Here is a 20,478-nt window from a genome sequence, read left to right as displayed (position 1 = left end):
AAACATCAGCTATGGCATTAGTAGGGAGTTTATTAAAAAAAGGAATTCATTTTAGTAACATTGTTGCTAACCGTCGCAAGGCGAGCCTTCATCAGCAGCAGAAAAAGACCCTGGCCAAATTGCTGGCCAAGGCAAGATATACCGAGTTTGGAGAGAAATACAACTTCGACGAACTGCTTTCCAGCATTCTTTTTGGTGACAAAGGCGCCTTCTACGAGGAGTACAAAAAGAATGTCCCCATTTACGACTACAACAAGATCTTTAACGAATGGTGGCATAAATCTCTCGAAGGAGAAAAGGACGTATGCTGGCCGGGCCAGATCAAATATTATGCATTGAGCTCCGGCACCTCCGAGGCCGCTTCCAAGCACATTCCCGTGACGAAAGCCATGTCGCGTGCGATACAAAAAACCAGTATCCGCCAGATTTTGTCACTCGGACATTATAAAGACCTTCCGCCCGATCTGTATGAAAAAGGCTTTCTGATGTTAAGTGGTAGTACCAATCTCAAAGATCAGGACAAACATTTCGAGGGAGATTTGAGCGGTATCCAGATTGCGCAGATCCCCTACTGGTTCCGGCCTTATTATAAACCTGGACAAAAAATCGCCGCGCAGCAGGATTGGGGATTGAAACTGGAAGAGATCACCAAGATCGCCAAGGAGTGGGACATTGGATTTATTGTCGGCGTGCCGGCTTGGATCCAGTTGTTGATGGAAAAAATCATTGCCTATTATAATGTAAAAACCATCCACGATATCTGGCCGAACTTGCAGGTTTTCGCGCACGGCGGGGTTTCCTTTGAACCTTACCGGAAAGGTTTTGAAAAACTGCTGGGCAGGCCGCTTTATTACATTAATACCTACCTCGCTTCCGAAGGTTTTATCGCCTACCAAACCCGCCCAAATGCGCCGGGAATGGACCTGGTTTGCGATAATGGTATCTTTTTTGAGTTTATACCATTCAATGAGAAGAATTTCGACTCGGACGGGACGCTGCTCGCGCATCCTGAAACATTGATGATCGATCAGGTGGAGGAAGGAAAAGAGTACGCGCTGCTGCTTTCGACCTGCGCGGGAGCATGGCGGTACCTGATCGGGGATACAGTCAAATTTGTTGATAAAAGCCGTGGTGAAATCCAGATCACCGGCCGTACGAAACATTACCTGAGCCTTTGCGGCGAACACCTTTCGGTGGATAATATGAACCGGGCGATTGACCTGGTTGCCGATGAAATGAGCCTTTCTGTAAAGGAATTCACGGTTTCAGGTATTGAATACGGTACCATGTTCGCGCACCACTGGTACATCGGTGTGGAGGAAAAAAATGTCGATACCGAGTTGTTAAAGAAAAAACTCGACGCAAAACTGGCCGAGTTGAATGATGATTATGCAGTTGAAAGACGTCACGCTTTGCAGGAAGTTTTCGTGACGATTTTGCCGAATGAAGCATTTTACGCCTGGATGAAATCGAAAGGCAAGCTCGGCGGCCAGAATAAATTTCCGCGCGTTTTCAAAAGCTACCTGCATGACGACTGGAACAACTTCCTGAAAACCGAGGGTTACATCACGGAGTAAACTTATTTAATAAAATTACTATAAGCGATCTGACAGGCGATTAGGATAAAAACTACGCCTGTCACTTTGTTAAATAGAGTTACCACTTTTGGTGTAAAAACCTTTTTAAGCCTTTGTGCAAAAAAGGCCATCGCGCATTCCACTAAAAAAACTGCGATTACGCTGGCTGCAAAAAATATCAGTACCTGGTGAAAGTTATAATGCAGGTTGGTCCGGATGTAAGAAGCAATTGTGACCCAGCTGATAAAATTGACCGGGTTCAGGCCATTTAACAAAAAACCCGTCGTGAAATAATAGACCAGGTTTCCAAGACTTGTTTTGGGGTAAGCAATGTTAGGCTGGCCGCGGATGAGGTTGTTTAGGCCCATGATTATCAGGAAAACGACGCCAGTTCCTGCCATCCATTGTTTGAAATTGGGAATGTCGGGCAAAAGTGCTGTCCCAAAAATGGCGAAGAAAACGAAGATAATGTCGCAGACAAAAACGCCGACTGCAATTTTGACACCGGCCTGGTAACCATTATCGACACTGTTTTGTACCAGCGAAAAAAATACGGTACCAAATGTGAGGCAAAGCGCGATGCCGGTAAGCAATCCAAAAAAAAGGGCTTCGAGCATATCAGATACCTTTCAGCCGCGCTGTCATTAAAATGGCACAAACAGATAGGGAATCGGTAATTTCAGAGCGCATCACCATTTCGACGGCTTCTGACAATGGTAATTTCCACACTTGCAAGTCCTCTGTATCTTCCGGCTCGGCGTCCATTTGCGTGAGTTCCTCGGCCATGAAAAGAAAGCCTTCTTCATTTGTGGCAGAGTTGGAGGTATGTATGCGGGCAAATTTGGTCCATTTTCCGGCAACCAAACCGGTTTCTTCTTTTAATTCCCTCTGGGCCGCTTCCAGCGCATCGGTACCGAGCAAGCCGCCGCCTTCCGGAATTTCCCACGAGTATTCGTCGATCGCGTACCGAAACTGTCCGACCAGGTAAATGTTGCCTTCCTCGTCAATTGGAATGACGCCGATGGCCTGATTTTTAAATTTTACCAGTCCATAAATTCCTTTGTTGCCCGATGGGTTAATCACGTCACGGTGACTGAGTTCCAGCCAGGCGTTCTCATAAACGGTTTCAGTAGTAAGCGTCTTCCAATTATTTTCAGTGGACATAACCCGCAATTTCTTAGTATTTTTAACCTCCGAAGTTAAACTCCGACATGCAAATAAACCAAAATAAGCTCAAACAACGACTTATACTACTGTCTTTTGTAGCAAGCATTGTGCTGACGGGCTTGAAGTTTTTTGCCTACTACATTACCTCTTCGAATGCCATTCTGAGTGACGCGCTGGAATCGATTATCAATGTAATCGCCAGTGGTTTTGCGTTTTACAGCATTTATCTTTCTGCCCAGCCCAAAGACCGCAACCACCCCTACGGCCACGGCAAAGTGGAGTTTTTTTCCGCAGGAGTGGAAGGCGCGCTGATCATTATTGCAGCGCTATTTATTGTGTATGAGGCAGTTCAGAAACTCATGTACCCCGCTCCGATCGAGAACCTTGCGCGGGGATCTCTTTTCATCTTATTTACAATCCTGGTCAATACGGCGATTGGCTACAAGCTGCTGGTCGAGGGCAAAAGAACGAACTCACTTGCATTGGTGGCCGATGGCAGACATTTGATGACCGACAGCATTAGCAGTGTGGTTCTGATTTTGAGCGTAGGATTGATCATGCTCACAGGTTATGTCTGGATTGATAGTGTGGCCTCCATCCTTTTCGGGGGTTTTCTGGCATATAATGGTTTCCAGATAACAAGCCGGTCGGTGGCCGGGCTGATGGATGCCGTGGATGATGTGCTGCTCGAAAAAGTGGTGCAAACTTTGCGGGACAATAAAAAGCCGGATTGGATCGATGTACATAATTTGCGGGCGCAGCAGTATGGCTCGGATTTGCACATTGATTGTCATTTAACATTACCTTATTATTGGGAACTGCAAAAGGTGCATGAGACCATCCATAATTTTGAGAACATCCTCAAAAGCAGCCACACGGGTGAGACGGAAGTTTTTGTACATGCCGATCCCTGTCTGTACCAATGTTGCTATTTTTGCCGGATCGAAAATTGTCCGGTGCGCGCACACGATTTCGTGCAGGACATTGCGTGGGATGCAGCCAAGCTGGTGAAAAATGAGAAGCTGTACACCGAAGCGAAAATCAATATCCAAGAATAAACATAAATCTAAATTCTAACCACAATGTACGTTTCACGACGCGATTTCCTCAGACAGGCAGGAGCAACTGCGCTGGCCGCCGCCACATTCACCGACCTTTTCGCTGAACCTTCCAAAAAACTCTGGTTTGACATTTCCCTCGCTGAATGGTCGCTTCACAAAGCGCTTTTCGCGAAGAAACTGACGAACATGGAATTCCCTGAACTTGCCAAAAAAGAATTCGGCATTTCAATTGTAGAATATGTAAACCAGTTTTTCAAAGACAAAGCCGAAGACAAAACTTACCTGAATGATCTGATCAAAAGACAGAAAGACAATGGCGTAACAGCGCATTTGATCATGATCGACGGCGAAGGCGGCTTGGGCGAGCTGGACGATGCCGTGCGCAACAAAGCAGTTGAAAATCACTACAAATGGGTAGAAGCAGCGAAATACCTGGGCTGCAAAACCATCCGCGTAAATGCATTCGGAAAAGGTACCAACGAAGAAATCGCGAAAGCGGCGGTACAGGGACTTGGCAAACTGGGTGAATTTGCTTCGAAAACCGGTATCAATGTGATCGTTGAAAACCACGGTGGATCTTCTTCAAACGGTCAGTGGCTTTCGGGCGTGATGAAGCAGGTAAATATGAAAAACGTAGGAACATTGCCTGATTTTGGTAACTTCTGTATCACCAGAAAAGACGGCGGCTGCGCGGAATCTTACGACAGGTACCAGGGTACAAAAGAATTAATGCCCTTCGCAAAAGGTGTGAGCGCGAAAACCTACGACTTCGACGAAAAAGGAAACTGCATCGAAACGGATTATACTAAAATCCTGAAAATCGTGAAAGATAGCGGCTTCAAAGGCATCGCGGGGATTGAATATGAGGGAGGTAAGCTATCGGAATATGATGGAATTAAGGCGACTAAGGCGCTGCTGGAAAAAGTGGGGCCGATGGTGTAACATTGGCTCTGTCAAAAACTTTGTCACCCTGAGCGTAGTCGAAGGGCGCTGTTGGCTAGGAACAATGCTTAGTGCACAGTGCCTAGCCAACAGCGCCCTTCGACTCCGCTCAGGGTGACCAAGTATTACACCCGCTCAGGGTGACAAGTATTACATCCCCAAATAACTCAAAAACTCCTTCTTCCTAGCTTCCTCCTCAAACTTCCCGCCATAATAAGCCGTCACTGTCGAGCTGCCTGAATCTCTGATCCCCCGTGATTGAACACACATGTGTTGCGCGTCGATCACAACTGCTACGTCTTCGGTTTGTAAAGCTGATTTCAACTCATTGGCGATTTGTACGGTGAGTCTTTCTTGTACTTGCGGGCGTTTTGAGAAATATTCTACGATCCGGTTCAGTTTTGAAAGCCCGATCACTTTGCCGCTCGAAATGTAGGCGACGTGGGCTTTTCCGTAGATCGGGACAAAATGGTGCTCACAGTTCGAAAAGACAGCAATGTCCTTCTCTACGAGCATTTGGTCATACTTATATTTATTGTCAAAAAGCGTTACGGCAGGCTTGTTTTTTGGATCCAAACCGGCGAAAACTTCCTTGATGTACATTTTTGCAACGCGTTTAGGCGTGCCTTTTAGACTGTCATCCGTCATATCCAGGCCCATGATTTCCATAATGTGCCGGAAATGTTTTTCAATCAGTTCCATTTTCATATCATCCTCCAACGCAAAAGCATCTTTGCGCAGCGGTGTCTCGATGGTAGAAAATACGTGATCGTCCCCAACCTCCTCAATGTCAACCAATTCAGTCGGCTGGATATTCGACAAAGTTCCGTTCTGTTTCATATAATCTTACTTTCAGAGCGAGCTCCGAATTAATTTTTGATCTTAAAATAGAATAAATAACGATCGCGATATTCTCCGCGGAGGGATTCAGATTTCTAAATTCTTCGACGTCCAGGTTCAGGTTTTTATGGTCAAACCGATCAATCACCGATTCTTTTAAAATAGCGCTAAGCACCTTCATGTCAACAACATAACCCGTTTCAGGATCCACCGGCCCAGTCACTTTAATGACTAGCTCGTAATTATGCCCGTGAAAATTCGGATTGTTGCATTTGCCGAATACGGTTTCATTCTTTTCATCCGACCAGGCCGGATTGTGAAGACGATGAGCCGCATTAAAGTGTTCCTTGCGGAACACCGCCACCTTTTCAGCCATATTTTAGTATTCTTGGTTAATGTCGCCTTAAATGTCGTAACAAAGTATGTGTCCAACACATTTAGGGCCTTAGAGCCAGCGTGAAATGCTCACAGGGGTCACTTGCAAACGGTTAACGCCTTAACTTGTGAATTTGTTCAATCACTTTAAAAATTGATAGCAGGCGAATGTCAGACATCAACCGATTTTTTAGTTAATAAAAAAATTAAAAAAATGGCGAATGAGTGTAAATTGCGCACTTTGACCGCAAGGCAAAAGAATATTTGGAAATTAGTCCGAAAAAGAAAAACTAAGTATATAGATCAGGCACCTAACATTTTAACCCATAACTCCCGACTAATCAGAAAGTAAATGAGCAAAAAGAACAATTACCTTGTCCCCCTCCTCATAATAGGTGTCATATTTTTCATCATGGGTTTCATTACCTGGGTTAATGGAACATTGATCAGCTTCTTCAAAAAGGCGTTTACACTGGATAATACCAGCTCTTACCTTGTCACATTTGCATTTTTTATTTCCTATACCTTAATGGCCGTGCCGTCGTCGCTGGTTTTGAAAAAAACCGGTTTCAAAAACGGTATGTCGCTTGCATTGCTGGTAATGGCTGCGGGCACGATCATTTTTATTCCGGCTGCCGAAATGGCTTCCTATCCCCTATTCCTGGCCGGTCTGTTCACGATCGGAATCGGGCTTACGGTGCTGCAAACCGCTTCTAATCCTTATGTGACCATTCTAGGGCCGCGTGACAGTGCTGCGCAGCGCATCAGTTTTATGGGTATTGCCAACAAGACGGCAGGCGTGATCAGCCAGCTGATTTTTGGAAAATTACTGTTAGCCGGCGCGGAATCTGCGGATCCCAAAGATGAGCTCAATAAAGTGGTGATGCCGTATGTGGTGATGACTGTGGTGCTGATCATCCTTGCGCTGGTGATCCGAATGTCAAAAGGCCTGGTGGAAGTGAGCGAGGAAGAGGAAGAAACGCCGTCGGTTTCAACATTGGTACCGGTGACTAAAACGAGCGTTTTCCAGTTTCCAAACCTGGTTTTAGGTGTAATCGCGATATTCTGTTACGTGGGTGTGGAGGTGATTGCGGGTGATACGATTATCAATTACGGTATCTCGCTGGGCTTCCCCGAAAATGAGGCGCGGCTCTTTGGTACCTACACCCTTTATGGAATGATGTTCGGATATGTGCTGGGTGCGGCTTTGATCCCGAAATATGTTTCTCAGCAAGCTTACCTTAAATTCTGTGCGGTACTCGGACTGCTTGTCACGTTGACTGCACTTTTCACAAGCGGCTTTACGTCAGTCGTTTGTATTGCGATTTTAGGTTTTGCCAACTCGGTGATCTGGCCTGCATTGTGGCCGCTGGCATTGAGTGGTTTAGGTAAATTCACAAAAGTAGCCTCGGCCCTGCTTGTGATGGGTATCTCCGGCGGCGCGGTGGTTCCGCTGCTTTATGGTGGCATCGCTGATGCAATTGGCAGCACCCAAAAAGCATACTGGATTATGATCCCGCTGTATGTTTTCATTCTGTATTTCGGTCTGGTAGGCCATAAAAAGAAAAGCTGGTAGTTCATGAGGATTTCAACTCCCGGCCGTATTTGTTTGTTTGGTGAACATCAGGATTATCTTGGGCTGCCCGTCATCGCGGCGGCTATTTCCCGGCGCATCAGCATTGACGGCGATTATCGCCCCGACGATAAAGTGATTCTTCACCTCCCCGATCTCGGGCTTAAAGAAGAATTTTCGCTCCGCGACACATTTCCTTATGTAATACAGCGCGACTATTTTCGCAGTACAATCAATGTGCTGAAAAGGAAAGGATTAACTTTTTCCAAAGGATTTGAATGTGTCATTCATGGAAACATTCCGATCAATTCCGGCACTTCGAGTTCGTCGGCGCTGATTGTCTCCTGGGCGCATTTCCTGGATAAAATGAGTGATAACCCTTTGAATTTTTCGCAAAAAGAATTGGGGGAAATCGCGAATGCGGCCGAGGTACTGGAATTTGGCGAACCGGGCGGCATGATGGACCACTATTCTACGGCCATCGGAAATGTGATTTACCTCGAATCCACGCCGGAAATCTACGTTGAAGCACTTACGCCGCAGCTCGGTACATTTGTCCTCGGTGATTCGCTGGAACCAAAAGATACCTTGGGTATCCTGGCCCGCTGCCGGTACGGTATGGAAGATGTAATCCGGAAAGTGACTGCTTATGATCCGGAATTTTCTATTTTTTCAACGCCATTTGAAAAAGCGGAATACTACCAAAAAATGCTCAGCGAGGACGAATTCAGTCTTTTAAAAGCCAATATTGAAGACCGAGACATTCTGCGACAGGGTAAAGAATTGCTGACTGAAAATACGCACGATCCGATCAATGAGCTTTTTGATGAAGCTTTCGGTGAATTACTTTATCTGCATTACAAGAACCTGCGCGACCACAAGCGGACTTCAACGCCCAAAATCGAGCGAATGATGAATGCAGCTTTGAATGCTGGCGCGCTGGGTGGAAAAATCAATGGTTCAGGCGGGGGCGGCTGTATGTTTGTGTATGCGCCCACGCGTGCAGAGGAAGTAGCCGAAGCGATTGAAAAAGAAGGCGGAAAAAGTTATATCATCACGGTGGATTCGGGCACGCGGATTGAGCCCTGAGGCATAAATGCACGATTGTAATTCCGATTGTGTTTTTGTTTTAAGACCTTTGCAGTGTACATTGTAGCAACTACAATTCCATGACATTGATTACGGATTCAGAACAAAAAACCAATCTCTACTGTCCTTCCCTGACAGCATACAAGCGCCGCGAAACCATCACGATCAACATTGGCGATTTGCCGATGGGCTCCGCCTACCCGATCCGCGTCCAGTCGATGACCACCGTGGATACGATGGATACGCAGGGCTCCATTGATGAGGTGATCAGGATGGTAGAGTCTGGCTGTAAGTACGTTCGCATCACGGCGCCGAGCGTAAAAGAGGCGCAAAATCTTGAAAATATCCGAAATGGTTTGCATAAGCTGGGCATTCACGTCCCGCTGATTGCCGACATTCACTTCACCCCCAATGCCGCAGAACTGGCGGCCAGGATCGTTGAGAAAGTGCGGATCAACCCTGGTAACTATGCTGACCGTAAGCGTTTTGAAGTAATTGATTATACCGATGCTTCTTACGCCGCCGAACTCGAAAGGATCCGCGAAAAATTTATCCCGCTCGTTAGAATTTGCAAAGAGTATGGTACCGCAATGCGGATCGGGACCAATCACGGCTCGCTTTCCGACCGGATTCTGAGCCGATATGGCGATACGCCGCTGGGTATGGTGGAATCTGCGCTGGAATTTCTCCGGATCTGTGAGGAGTTCAATTATTTCAACATTGCGCTTTCCATGAAATCCAGCAATACGCAGGTGATGGTGGAAGCATACCGACTTCTTGTTCAGCGACTTGATGAGGACGGTCTCAAACCTTACCCGCTACATTTGGGCGTGACCGAAGCAGGCGAAGCCGAAGACGGCCGGATCAAATCAGCGGTGGGCATCGGAACATTGCTGGAAGACGGATTGGGAGATACTGTACGTGTTTCGCTCACCGAAGCGCCTGAGAAAGAGGCTCCTGTAGCAAGAGCATTGATTGAAAGATACACCACGCGTTCCGGCCATGATTTTATCCAGCCAATCGATCATTGTCCGATCAACCCCTTTCAATATATTCGCCGGGATACGCAGGAAATTTACAACATAGGACATTTGAATGTGCCGCGGGTGATCGCCGATTATTCCAACATTCACGTGGACAATCTCGCCGCGCTAAAAAGTATCGGACACTTCTTCTTGCCTGTCCCCGATAAGTGGGCGATGAACGATCAGGGAGCGGATTTTATTTATACGGGAAAGATGCCGGTACCATTTATGTTACCAAATGGTTTGAAAGAAATTCTTGATAGCGAGCAGTGGCTGATTCATGAGGATCGCAATAATAAATTTCCCCTCTGGACGGTGGAAAGCTGGAATGCGGCAATTGAAACTTCTCAGCAACTGAATTTCATCAAAGGCGATATCCACACATTCGATTATTATTTCCTGGGAAAAATAGCGGAGCAGAACAATGTCGTGCTGGTGCTCAATACTACAAATGAGCACGCCATGCCGGAAATGCGCCGCTTCTTTTATATGCTTACTGAATTGAAATACAAAGTGCCGGTGATTATTAACCGGGCTTATGCAACTAATATGGGTGACAAGTTAACTTTGTTTTCAGCAACCGATATGGGCGGCTTGCTCGTAGATGGATTCGGGGACGGTGTAATGTTATCGCCTGTTTTTGAAGCAGATAGTATCCTGGATGATAAGCTGAAAGCGGCGGCTTCCTACAATTCCATTGCATTTGGAATTTTACAGGCGGCAAGGACGCGAATGTCGAAAACCGAATATATTTCCTGCCCGTCCTGCGGACGTACCTTATTTGATTTACAGGAAACTACGGCCATGATCCGCAAGCATACGGAACATTTGAAAGGGGTGAAAATCGGGATTATGGGTTGTATCGTAAATGGTCCCGGCGAAATGGCCGATGCGGATTATGGGTATGTGGGTATGGGAAAAGATAAAATTGCTTTATACCGTGGCCAGGAGGTGATCAAACGATCGGTAACTGCTGCGAAAGCGGTCGATGAGCTGATCGAGCTGATCCGGGAAGATGGCCGGTGGATCGAACCGAGTGAGCAGGAAGTTTTAATTTAAAAAATGGATAGAGGGGTTAATCAGACAACATTATGAAAAGGTACTTTCAACTGGGTGACGTGTTTTACTATTTCGTCAGGGTTTTCAAGAAAAAAGACCCGAATGCGCCCGATTCATTCAACCTGCGGATGATGCATGGCATTAACCGCATTTCCATCGTCATGTTTTTGATTTGCGTGATCATAATGATTGTTAGAGCATTTACCAGATGAACCTCGAAACCCTGCGAGACTTTTGCCTGAAACTTCCCGGCGTAACCGAAGAACTGCCTTTCGGGCCTGATACGCTAGTGTTTAAGGTAAAAAACAAGGTTTTTTTGCTGACGCCGCTGGATTCTGACAAACAGCAGTTCAATGCAAAATGTGATCCGGAAAAAGCGGAAGAGCTGAGAGAAAAATATCCGGACGTAAAGCCCGGATATCACATGAATAAGAAACATTGGAATACCGTATATGTCACCGGCAACATTCCAAGCGAAATTTTGTTTGAGTGGGTCAAAGATTCCTACGATCTCGTGGTAGCAACATTGCCAAAGAAAGATCAGGAAACATTAAAAGCGACGAAGTAATTATTTTGCCGCCTTCATTTCTTCGTCAAGACGTTTGCTCAATGTCTCGCACACAGCCTCAATCGTATCGGCCATACCGCGATCATTTGTAGCAGTTAGTAAAGTATCGGCGATGCCACTCATCAGCTCGATATAAAAGCGCTTCATTTCGAACACTTCCATATCTTTTGTCCAAAGATCAATTTTTAATGTTCCGCGGTGGTAATGGTCCCAGACCGCGATGGCGATGGCGCGGGTATCATTAATTCCCTCATTCGGATTATCGGTAGCTTCCCAAAAAATCTTTTCTGGTATATTCTTATCGTCAAGCTCAACGGTGAAATGTATTTCTGATTTTTTCATAGAGGTTAATTTTTCCCAAAAGTAAGCATTTGACGCTTACGCCTGCCTGATAAGTCACTTTGAGGATTTGCTAAATACTTTTTTCAAAAGATCGGTTACACGCGCTTTCGGATTATCGCGGATCTTTTTTTCTTCCTGCGCGATCAGCACATACAGCCCGTCGATTGTTTTTTGGGTTGCGTATTCTTTCAGATTAGGATTCACCTTTTTGACCAGCGGCAACTCGTTGTATTTGTTCACAATGTCCGAATAATATTCCGTCGCTTTGTTCAGGTTTAATGTGCTGTCGACCACAGGGAAGAAGGTTTTGAACAAATCATCATTGGTGGTCTTTCTCAAATATTGCGTAGCCGCGTCGTCCTGACCTTTCAGAATGCCAAGTGCATCGGGGACGGTCATGGAAGTAATGGCTTTAACAAAAATCGGTTTTGATTTCTTGGCAGCATCTTCGGCCGCGCGGTTGAGCGATAATGTAAATTTGTCCACTTCATGGCCCAGTCCCATTTTCCTCAAAGTTTCGGCAACCTTCTGCGCCTCAGGCGGCACCGCGATTTTTATTAACTCATTTTTAAAAAAACCATCCACCTTCGAAGCCTCGGCAGAACCGTTGCTGATCCCGACATTTAAAGCCTCTTTCAGTCCGGCGACGATCTCGTTTTCGCCTAAACCCGTATCATTGCCGCCCACCTTGTCCAGCACTTTGCCCAGATTAAATTGCGCCTGTGAAGTCGTGGCGCAAAACGCCCAAAATATGATGATAGATGCGATTTTTCGTTTCATTGTAAATGGGTTTCTAATTTTTTGACTATGGTTCAAACGTACTCAATAACGATTAATTTTACTTATTTTTGGGAAAATAACGGTCCCTATTAACCCCTTTTCAGATGACTATTTCCTCCCCAAGGGCAGAAATTTTAACCATCGGCGACGAGATTCTTTTCGGTCAGATTATCGACACCAATACGCAGTGGATTGGCACGCAACTAACTGATATCGGCATTCGTCCGGTGCGAAAAACGTCGGTCGGCGACAACAAGACGGACATACTGGACGCATTTAAAGCCGCCAGTCTGCGCGCCGATGTGGTCATTGTAACCGGTGGTCTGGGACCTACGCGGGACGACATTACCAAGCATACTTTCTGCGAATATTTTGGCACCGAACTGGAAATAAACCAGGAGGCGCTTACCTTGATTACGGGATTTTTCGCAAAACGTGGCAGGGTGATGACCGAGCTCAACACGCAACAGGCGGCACTTCCCAAAAACTGTACCTACATTCCTAATCTTTGGGGTACCGCGCCGGGAATGTGGTTTGAAAAGGACAATGTGATTTACGTTTCGCTGCCAGGTGTGCCTTTTGAAATGAAGAGCCTGATGGAATTTGAGATCCTGCCAAGGCTGAAAAAGATCTTTTCTACGCAAATTATTCAACATAAATCGGTCCGTACGATTGGCATCGGCGAATCTTTTCTGGCCGAAAAAATCGCTCCCTGGGAAGACGCGCTGCCTGAGAACATCAAGCTGGCTTACCTCCCGCATTTTGGTCACGTCAAGCTCCGGCTGACTGGTACCGGCACCGACCAGGCTTTATTGGATGAACAATTGCAGGCGCAGGTTGAAACTTTGCTTCCTTACATTTCTGAGCACGTTTATGGTTTTGATAATGATGAAATGGAAACCGTAATCGGTTCATTATTAAAAAATAACAATGCTACGGTCGCGACTGCGGAAAGTTGTACCGGCGGGTTTGTGGCGAGCCAGATCACAAGCGTGCCGGGTTCATCGGGCTACTTTGAAGGCTCGGTTGTAAGTTATAGTAATGAGGTGAAAATGAATGTTTTGGGTGTCTCAAAAGAAACATTGGAAACATTTGGTGCAGTAAGTGAGCAAACTGCCCGCGAAATGGCCGAAGGTGCGCGAAAATTGTTGAATACCACCTATGCTATATCAACAACCGGCATCGCCGGGCCGGATGGCGGCACGGCGGAAAAACCGGTTGGTACGGTCTGGATTGCCTGTGCTACACCGGATGAGACTTTTACACAGCTACTTACATTAAGAAATATCAGAAAGATCAATGTGGAGATGACATCTTCGTACGCATTGAATTTGCTGCGAAAAACGATTCTCAAGAGCAATCTTGAAGTCAAAAACTGAATCTGACACTTACAGGTAACCTGGCCCGCCAGCATAACCTGCGAAAATTGAAAATATGAGAATAGTTGAAATGGTGATGCCTCCGATGGGCGAAAGTATAATGGAATGCACGGTGCTGCACTTGCTCAAAAAAGCCGGTGACCGTGTTTCTTTCGACGATTCGATCCTGGAAGTGGCGACGGATAAAGTGGATACCGAGGTGCCCTGCCCTTACAATGGTACCATCGCCGAGTGGCTTGTGAAGGAAAATGATGTGGTGGCGATAGGCAGTGCGGTGGCTAACATTGAAGTGGAAGATGGCGATTTTACAGAAGCACCTGTACTGCTGACTCCCGCCGGAGAAGAAAAGGAAGAGGAGGAGCTGCTGGAAGTTGTGGAAACGGCGAATCAGCTGGAAGCGGATTTTCAGCAGGTTGTGAGCAAAAAATCAGCGCATGAAATTGAGGAAGGTACGAATAGCAATTTTTACTCCCCGCTGGTTTTAAACATTGCGCGGCAGGAAAATGTAACCTTGGCCGAATTGTCCCGCATTCCAGGTTCAGGTTTGGATAACCGGGTTACCAAAAATGACATTCTTTCTTTTCTGGATAAAAGAAAAGAAAATCTCACAAATACAGTCGACATTCCGCACACGCCTGCTGTCACTTCATTAAATGGCAGCAGCGAAATCATCGAGATGGACCGGATGCGCAAAATGATCGCGCAGCGGATGATCGAATCGCGCAGAATTTCGGCGCACGTCACATCTTTTATTGAGACCGATATGACGGCAGTGGTGAACTGGCGGGAGCATGTAAAAAACGAATACCGGAAAAAAAGTGGCGATAGCATCACATTTACGCCGATTTTGATCGAAGCCGTCGTGAAGGCGATCAAGGATTATCCGATGATCAACATTTCGGTTGATGGCGATAAGATCATCAAAAAGAAGGAAATTAACATTGGTATGGCCGTGGCGCTGCCCGATGGGAACCTGATCGTACCGGTAATCCACCACGCCGATCAATACGACCTGCCTGGCCTTGCCAGAAAAGTAAATGAGCTGGCAAAACGGGCGCGGGAAAATAAACTGAAAGCCGATGACCTGGCGGGCGGAACTTACACCGTCTCCAACATTGGCGCTTTCGCCAACCTGATGGGCACGCCAATCATTGTTCAGCCTCAGGTGGCGATCATGGCATTTGGCGCGATCAAGAAGAAGCCCGCAGTGATTGAAACGCAGCACGGCGATCTGATCGGGATCAGGAGCATGATGTTTATTTCACATTCCTACGATCACCGGGTCGTGGACGGCTCTCTGGGTGGCTTATTTTTGAAGAGAGTGAATGATTATCTTGAAAATTTCGACGTTCACAGAACCATTATTTGATGCTGAGACTCACGCTGGATATGGACGACGTCCTGGCAAATACGCATGAAAAGCTGGTAGAGATCGTCCTGAATGATTTTGATACTGCTTTAACTGCCAAGGATTTACATTCGAAATCATTAAGGGAATTGCTGCATCCCAAACAACTCGGCAAAATCAATAAGATCATCGACTCGCCAGGTTTTTTCGCTGACATTCAAGTAAAAGAAGGCGCCGAAGAAACCGTGTACCAGCTCTCCAAATATTACGAATTATTCATCGCGACGGCCTGCATGGAATTTCCGACGTCATTTAATGACAAGTTTAACTGGCTGAAAAAGTATTTCCCTTTTATTCCCTGGACCAACATTGTTTTCTGCGGATATAAAAGCATCATCAACTCGGATTACCTGATTGATGACCACGTTCGGAACCTCGCTGCATTCAAAGGAAAAGGCATACTTTTCTCGGCCCCACATAATCTGAAAGACAAGACCTTCAAACGCGTATCCAGCTGGAAGGAAGTTTCTGACCTATTTTTACCGATCGCATGAAGTTATTACTCATTGAAGACGAGCCGAAGACATTACAATCCATCAAGCAGGGGCTGGAAGAAAATGGCTACGAGGTCGACTTCGCTTACGACGGTCTGATCGGTCGCCAGCTTGCCAAAAATAACGTTTACCAGCTCATCATCAGCGATATTATTATTCCGGGGATCAACGGGATCGAGCTTTGCCGTGAGATCCGCACCTGGGGCGACGAGACGCCGATCTTAATGCTGACGGCACTCGGCACCACTGATGATAAGGTAACCGGACTGGATGCAGGTGCTGATGATTATCTGGTTAAACCTTTTGAATTCAAAGAGTTACTGGCGCGCGTACGTGCGTTGACCAAACGCGGAGCGACCGTTTCGCATACTGCCCAGGTTTTGAAATTTGCCGATCTGGAAGTGTCACTTGATGCGAAAACGGTTCATAGATCGGGAAACAAGATTAACCTGACGGCCAGGGAATTTAATTTGCTGGTTTACCTGATCCGTAACCAGGGAAGAGTTATCTCGAAAGTGGAAATTGCAGAGCATGTTTGGGACATTGGATTTGATACCGGTACCAATGTGATTGAGGTTTACGTAAATTATCTTCGCAAAAAAATCGATAAAGACTATCCTGTCAAGTTGATCCACACCTTGTTTGGGATGGGCTATGTGCTTAAAGTAGAATAAGATGCAGATCCGCACCCGGCTTACGGTTCAATTTTCCCTGCTGGTGAGCGGTATCCTCCTGATCACTTTTCTTGCGATCTATTTCTTCTCGTATTACAATGTTACCGAGGATTTCTACGACCGGCTGCGGTCGAAAGCGAAATCCCAGGCCGAACTGCTTCTTAAAGTGCAGGTCCCGCTGATCAACTCCGATGTCCTCAAAGCCCTCGACGAAACAAACCGCGACCTGATCTATGACGAGAATGCCTACATTTTCGACGAGAAAAACCGCTTGATTTACAGCAACCGAACCACCCACCAGGAAAATTCCATACATATATCCAATTATTGGCTGGACGAAATCCGGAAGTCGGGGCAGATCCGGTATCAGGATGGTGATTATAAAGTTGTCGGGCTCTATTATAAATATCCTTTCAACCGTGCGGTGGTTTTGCTGGGCGCGAAAGATTTGTACGGACAGGCCAATTTATCCAACCTGAGCACACTTCTAACAGTGTTATATTTTATTGTGACGATTGTCGTCGCCATGGTTGGCTGGATATTCTCAAAACGTGCCCTACGACCGATTTCGAAAGTGATGAATGAGGTGGAAGGAATTCTGCCCCAAAAACTGGATACCCGCTTACAAGTACCAAATCAAAAAGACGAAATCGGGCGATTGACAACCACATTTAACAAGCTCCTGGACAGAATCGAGACAGCATTTCAAATGCAGAAAATCTTTGTTGCCAATGTTTCGCATGAGCTGAAAAATCCTTTGACGAAAATGCGCTCGCAGCTGGAAGTGAGTATGTTAAAAGAGAGAAATACAGCCGAATATCAACTGACGATTAAATCGGTTCTGGAAGATATTCAGGAACTGGCGCAGCTTTCCAATACTTTGCTGGAACTTGCAAAAGTGAGTGAAGATCAGCGCGACTTACTGACCGAAACAATACGCGTCGACGAGCTGCTGCTCGATTGCCGGATGAATCTCGCGGAAGCAAACCCGGCATACAACATTCTCCTCAATTTCGATGAGCTGCCGGAAGACGATACCTGGCTGGAATTGCCTGGAAACACGACATTGTTAAAAACGGCTTTCCTGAATTTGATGGATAATGCCTGCAAGTTTTCCGACGATCAGACGGTGAATGTCAGCCTGCAAACTTCGCGGGGTCAATTAAGCCTCACATTCTCTGATAATGGAAAAGGAATTCCGAAGGAAGATCAGAGCTTGATTTTTCAGCCTTTTTTCAGAAGTGAAAGCACGGCCAACATCAAAGGATATGGAATCGGGCTATCGCTAGTGGAGCGGATTGTGAAATTGCATAATGGTACCGTCTCTATTCAATCCAACAAACCGAAGGGTACCGTTTTTAAAATAACTTTTTTGCGTCTCTAAGCAAATTCTAAGTCCAATTTAACGCCATCTTAAGTATTACATGATTTATTTGTATTGTCGCAACAGTCTAGCAGACGCGACTTTCCAAAGATTTCATTTTTTGTGGTGTTAATAAGCAAACTTGGCAGGCGTCCTTCACGCCTGCCAAAGTTTTTTTAGTGCTTCTTGCGAATCTCAATAATCTTCAACTTATTCAGCAGCTTGATTACCGGATAAGTTGGATCCACTTCGTACCAGCGTGAGCCGAAGTTAATGGAATTGGGCCTTTTGTGGTGGTTGTTCTGGAAAAGCTCTCCCATCATCAGGAAATCGAAGATCAACGAGTTTTTGGATTTGTCGTCGTTGTCGAAATTCTGGTAGCCGTATTTGTGGCCGCTCCAATTCACGATCGCGCCGTGGATCGGGCCCATCAGCAAGTGGATTGGGATTAAGAAGAAAAATACCCAGTGCATATCCAGATAAACGTAGGCCAGCACGTAGAAAGCGATATATAATACACCCCAGCCGATTCTTGAAACCCACGAATCACCCAGCTTTTCTACAAAATTCCACTCGGGATAATTTCTTTCAAAACGCGTCTCGATAGCGCGTTTGCGGCTCAACACAGCATTATAAATGTTCTTGGTTTCCCACATCATTGTGAAAACATTTTTTGTATGATGCGGTGAATGCGGATCTCTTTCTGTATCACTGAATGCATGGTGCATCCGGTGTAAAATAGCGTAAGCTCTTGGGCTCAGGTAGGAAGAACCTTGTGATAGGTAGGTGAGTAAATAGAAAAACCGCTCCCATGGTTTGCTCATAATGAACATTTTATGAGCAGAATAGCGGTGTAGGAAAAAGGTTTGACAGAACAATGATAGATACCAATGTAGAGCAAATACAATCAGAACAATATACATGAAAGACGTGGAATTTTAGAAGGAACTTTGCACAAAAGTAAGGTGGAAAGGTTAGAAAACCGCAATCCGGAAAGGCATTTTTGCAATATATTTATAATCTACAAACGCTAACTAATTGTTAAAAATCAACATTACTGGATCATAAAAGCGTAGCTGAGCAGGTTGGCGCCCATTTGCAAAGCCTTCCTGCGCATTTCCTCAGGATCATTATAAACACTCTGGTCTTCCCAGCCATTTCCGAGGTCAGTTTCGTAGCTGTAAAAACATACGAGCCTGCCCTGCCAGATCAGCCCGAAACCTTGCGGCTGCTTTCCGTCGTGCTCGTGGATTTTGGGCAAACCTTCCGGAAACACATATTTAACGCGGTAGATCTGGTGGTCAAAAGGCAGTTCTACAAAGCTGAGCTCCGGGAAAACTTTTTTCATTTCCCTGCGGATAAACTGGTCGAGCCCGTAGTTATCATCGACGTGTAAAAAGCCGCCGGAAAGCAGATAATTTCTCAAATTTTGCGCCTCGGCATCCGAAAAAACCACATTACCGTGGCCCGTCATGTGTACAAATGGATAGGTAAAAATATCCGGGCTGCCCACTTCCACCACATCCTCAGCCGGGTTAATGTTCATTTTTAACTCCGCATTACAGAATTTGATCAGGTTCGGCAGCGAGGTTTTATTGGCGTACCAATCGCCTCCCCCACCATATTTCAGCTTTGCGATTTTCAATGACGATTGTGCCTGTGCCGAGATTCCGACCAGAAGCATTACCGCCAAAAAGGACATACGGACACTGAAAATCGTTTTATACATATAATAATGTTGTTTTTAAGAAAGACCTTGTGCCAGATTGATGGCGTGGCAGCCTGCTATCGCGGCGGTTTCCGTCCGTAATCTTGTCGGGCCAAGCGACACCGTTGAAAAACCCTGCTCTAATGCCAGCTCCACTTCCCGGTTACTGAAATCGCCTTCGGGACCGATCAATAATAAGGTACTACTATTTTTCCGAACCCTGCTAAAAACGTGCTCCACTTTATTTTGTTCGGGCACATAAGCGATCAGCCTGGAATCTTCCGATGCATCTTTAATAAACGTATCGAACTTATTATTTACTGTGATCACCGGCATATAATATTGCTGCGACTGTTTCATGGCGCTCGCGGCAATGCGGTTGAGCCTTACCTGGTTCACGACACGGTTAAGTGTTTCGGGATTGGTATGTTCAGAGACCAGAAAATCAATGCGCTCCACTCCTATCTCAGTCAGTTTCTCCACCATCCACTCATTTCGCTCAGCTTTCCGGGTAGGCGCCACCGCGATCACCACTTCAAAATTTCGTCTTGGAATAAGTGATGATTCAACCACTTCATAACCCACTTTTCGTGCCTGCACATTCAAGATACATTTTTGCAAGAGCCCCTTTCCATTTGTTACATAAATGATGTCCCCAGACCCTAGCCGTAGCACTTTCGAGCTGTGTTTTGCCTCTTCTTCATCGAGTTCAAAAAGGTTTTCGTGAGGCTGATAAAATAAATGCATTTGTTACTAAAAATTAATTCGACCGGCTAAATCCGGCGTCCAAAAATATAGAAATTTCCTACATTTATTCAAAATTGATAAGCTGTAAAATGCTATAAATCTAAAATTCGATGCTCTCCACATTTCTGGCACTTTTCGATTATTTATTAGTTTTATAGTCACATTTTCACCTGATTTTTCTCAATTATTAATAAAAAATGGGCTAAACGCGCCATACTGAAACCGGATCCACTTATAAAAAAAGTACATTTTTTACTGACAATACTACTACGCGCGCAATATTATTCTGTATAAGGTTAATTTTTCT

22 protein-coding genes are annotated in these 20,478 nt (G+C 45.7%); 13 read left to right on the top strand and 9 right to left on the bottom strand.

The genetic code is table 11. From position 1 onward, the window contains the following. The first annotated feature begins 11 nt into the window (after nucleotides 1–11). On the top strand, nucleotides 12–1,577 hold the full coding sequence (locus tag FEN17_RS04155; protein WP_138364030.1) for a GH3 family acyl-acid amido synthetase: 1,566 nt from the start codon (nucleotides 12–14) through the stop codon (nucleotides 1,575–1,577). 2 nt (nucleotides 1,578–1,579) lie between these two features. On the opposite strand, the gene FEN17_RS04150 is transcribed toward FEN17_RS04155, so the two are convergent. Next, the gene (locus FEN17_RS04150) at nucleotides 1,580–2,194 is read right to left on the bottom strand and encodes a LysE family translocator (RefSeq protein ID WP_138364029.1); all 615 of its coding nucleotides are present in this window, start codon (nucleotides 2,192–2,194) and stop codon (nucleotides 1,580–1,582) included. A gap of 1 nt (nucleotide 2,195) precedes the next feature. After that, nucleotides 2,196–2,741 (bottom strand): NUDIX domain-containing protein, encoded by a 546-nt coding sequence (locus tag FEN17_RS04145; RefSeq protein WP_171037835.1) that lies wholly within the window; start codon nucleotides 2,739–2,741, stop codon nucleotides 2,196–2,198. Between the two features lie 47 nt (nucleotides 2,742–2,788). Between FEN17_RS04145 and FEN17_RS04140 the strand changes: the two genes are divergently transcribed. After that, on the top strand, nucleotides 2,789–3,802 hold the full coding sequence (locus tag FEN17_RS04140; protein ID WP_138364027.1) for a cation diffusion facilitator family transporter: 1,014 nt from the start codon (nucleotides 2,789–2,791) through the stop codon (nucleotides 3,800–3,802). 24 nt (nucleotides 3,803–3,826) lie between these two features. Beyond that, nucleotides 3,827–4,747: a sugar phosphate isomerase/epimerase family protein gene (locus tag FEN17_RS04135; RefSeq protein ID WP_138364026.1), complete on the top strand. Its 921-nt coding sequence runs from the start codon at nucleotides 3,827–3,829 to the stop codon at nucleotides 4,745–4,747. Between the two features lie 150 nt (nucleotides 4,748–4,897). Here the strand turns inward: FEN17_RS04135 and folE are convergent, their stop codons facing one another. Together folE and FEN17_RS04125 are read right to left on the bottom strand one after the other, a co-directional pair. Continuing rightward, nucleotides 4,898–5,587 carry a GTP cyclohydrolase I FolE gene (gene folE, locus FEN17_RS04130; RefSeq protein ID WP_138364025.1) on the bottom strand — a complete coding sequence of 230 codons (690 nt, stop codon included), beginning with the start codon at nucleotides 5,585–5,587 and terminating at the stop codon, nucleotides 4,898–4,900. Continuing rightward, entirely contained in the window at nucleotides 5,547–5,963 is a 417-nt protein-coding gene (locus FEN17_RS04125) for a 6-pyruvoyl trahydropterin synthase family protein (protein WP_138364024.1), read from the bottom strand. Before FEN17_RS04125 ends, folE begins: the two co-directional genes overlap by 41 nt. Before the next feature lie 351 nt (nucleotides 5,964–6,314). Here FEN17_RS04125 and FEN17_RS04120 point away from each other — a divergent pair, with 351 nt between their 5' ends. The 5 genes from FEN17_RS04120 to FEN17_RS04100 all read left to right on the top strand — a co-directional run bounded on the left by FEN17_RS04120 (nucleotide 6,315) and on the right by FEN17_RS04100 (nucleotide 11,276). Then, the gene (locus FEN17_RS04120) at nucleotides 6,315–7,538 is read left to right on the top strand and encodes a sugar MFS transporter (protein ID WP_138364023.1); all 1,224 of its coding nucleotides are present in this window, start codon (nucleotides 6,315–6,317) and stop codon (nucleotides 7,536–7,538) included. A gap of 3 nt (nucleotides 7,539–7,541) precedes the next feature. Continuing rightward, nucleotides 7,542–8,624 carry a mevalonate kinase family protein gene (locus tag FEN17_RS04115; RefSeq protein ID WP_138364022.1) on the top strand — a complete coding sequence of 361 codons (1,083 nt, stop codon included), beginning with the start codon at nucleotides 7,542–7,544 and terminating at the stop codon, nucleotides 8,622–8,624. Nucleotides 8,625–8,704: 80 nt separating this feature from the next. After that, a complete protein-coding gene (ispG, locus tag FEN17_RS04110; protein ID WP_138364021.1) occupies nucleotides 8,705–10,708 on the top strand; it encodes a (E)-4-hydroxy-3-methylbut-2-enyl-diphosphate synthase in 2,004 nt (667 codons plus the stop codon). Between the two features lie 32 nt (nucleotides 10,709–10,740). Beyond that, a complete protein-coding gene (locus tag FEN17_RS04105) occupies nucleotides 10,741–10,920 on the top strand; it encodes a DUF6728 family protein (protein WP_138364020.1) in 180 nt (59 codons plus the stop codon). Continuing rightward, nucleotides 10,917–11,276: an MmcQ/YjbR family DNA-binding protein gene (locus FEN17_RS04100; protein ID WP_138364019.1), complete on the top strand. Its 360-nt coding sequence runs from the start codon at nucleotides 10,917–10,919 to the stop codon at nucleotides 11,274–11,276. The genes FEN17_RS04105 and FEN17_RS04100 overlap by 4 nt, the downstream gene beginning before the upstream one ends. On the opposite strand, the gene gldC is transcribed toward FEN17_RS04100, so the two are convergent. Next, nucleotides 11,277–11,618, bottom strand: coding sequence for a gliding motility protein GldC (gene gldC, locus FEN17_RS04095; RefSeq protein WP_138364018.1), 342 nt, complete (start codon nucleotides 11,616–11,618; stop codon nucleotides 11,277–11,279). It abuts the gene before it with no gap. Between the two features lie 54 nt (nucleotides 11,619–11,672). Further along, nucleotides 11,673–12,398: a DUF4197 domain-containing protein gene (locus FEN17_RS04090; RefSeq protein ID WP_138364017.1), complete on the bottom strand. Its 726-nt coding sequence runs from the start codon at nucleotides 12,396–12,398 to the stop codon at nucleotides 11,673–11,675. Nucleotides 12,399–12,502: 104 nt separating this feature from the next. On the opposite strand from FEN17_RS04090, the gene FEN17_RS04085 reads away from it, so the two are divergent. Genes FEN17_RS04085 through FEN17_RS04065 form a run of 5 tightly spaced genes read left to right on the top strand, consistent with a single transcriptional unit; the run spans nucleotide 12,503 to nucleotide 17,737 of the window. Further along, nucleotides 12,503–13,777: a competence/damage-inducible protein A gene (locus FEN17_RS04085; protein ID WP_138364016.1), complete on the top strand. Its 1,275-nt coding sequence runs from the start codon at nucleotides 12,503–12,505 to the stop codon at nucleotides 13,775–13,777. 55 nt (nucleotides 13,778–13,832) lie between these two features. Continuing rightward, nucleotides 13,833–15,146: a dihydrolipoamide acetyltransferase family protein gene (locus FEN17_RS04080; RefSeq protein ID WP_138364015.1), complete on the top strand. Its 1,314-nt coding sequence runs from the start codon at nucleotides 13,833–13,835 to the stop codon at nucleotides 15,144–15,146. After that, nucleotides 15,146–15,679: a 5' nucleotidase, NT5C type gene (locus tag FEN17_RS04075; RefSeq protein WP_229208681.1), complete on the top strand. Its 534-nt coding sequence runs from the start codon at nucleotides 15,146–15,148 to the stop codon at nucleotides 15,677–15,679. The genes FEN17_RS04080 and FEN17_RS04075 overlap by 1 nt, the downstream gene beginning before the upstream one ends. Then, a complete protein-coding gene (locus FEN17_RS04070) occupies nucleotides 15,676–16,353 on the top strand; it encodes a response regulator transcription factor (RefSeq protein WP_138364014.1) in 678 nt (225 codons plus the stop codon). Before FEN17_RS04075 ends, FEN17_RS04070 begins: the two co-directional genes overlap by 4 nt. Nucleotide 16,354: 1 nt before the next feature. Next, nucleotides 16,355–17,737 (top strand): sensor histidine kinase, encoded by a 1,383-nt coding sequence (locus tag FEN17_RS04065; protein WP_138364013.1) that lies wholly within the window; start codon nucleotides 16,355–16,357, stop codon nucleotides 17,735–17,737. 155 nt (nucleotides 17,738–17,892) lie between these two features. On the opposite strand, the gene FEN17_RS04060 is transcribed toward FEN17_RS04065, so the two are convergent. The 3 genes from FEN17_RS04060 to FEN17_RS04050 all read right to left on the bottom strand — a co-directional run bounded on the left by FEN17_RS04060 (nucleotide 17,893) and on the right by FEN17_RS04050 (nucleotide 20,171). Then, nucleotides 17,893–18,639, bottom strand: a complete 747-nt coding sequence (locus FEN17_RS04060) for an acyl-CoA desaturase (RefSeq protein ID WP_138364012.1) — start codon at nucleotides 18,637–18,639, stop codon at nucleotides 17,893–17,895. 131 nt (nucleotides 18,640–18,770) lie between these two features. Beyond that, complete coding sequence (locus FEN17_RS04055) at nucleotides 18,771–19,418, bottom strand: DUF4159 domain-containing protein (protein ID WP_138365262.1); 648 nt, start codon at nucleotides 19,416–19,418, stop codon at nucleotides 18,771–18,773. Nucleotides 19,419–19,460: 42 nt separating this feature from the next. Next, complete coding sequence (locus tag FEN17_RS04050; RefSeq protein WP_138364011.1) at nucleotides 19,461–20,171, bottom strand: RsmE family RNA methyltransferase; 711 nt, start codon at nucleotides 20,169–20,171, stop codon at nucleotides 19,461–19,463. Between the last annotated feature and the right edge of the window lie 307 nt (nucleotides 20,172–20,478).

Origin of the sequence: Dyadobacter luticola, from assembly GCF_005860805.1 — a bacterium.
GTDB classification, from domain to species: Bacteria; Bacteroidota; Bacteroidia; order Cytophagales; family Spirosomataceae; genus Dyadobacter; species Dyadobacter luticola.
This window is presented reverse-complemented; position numbering and strand designations above follow the sequence as displayed.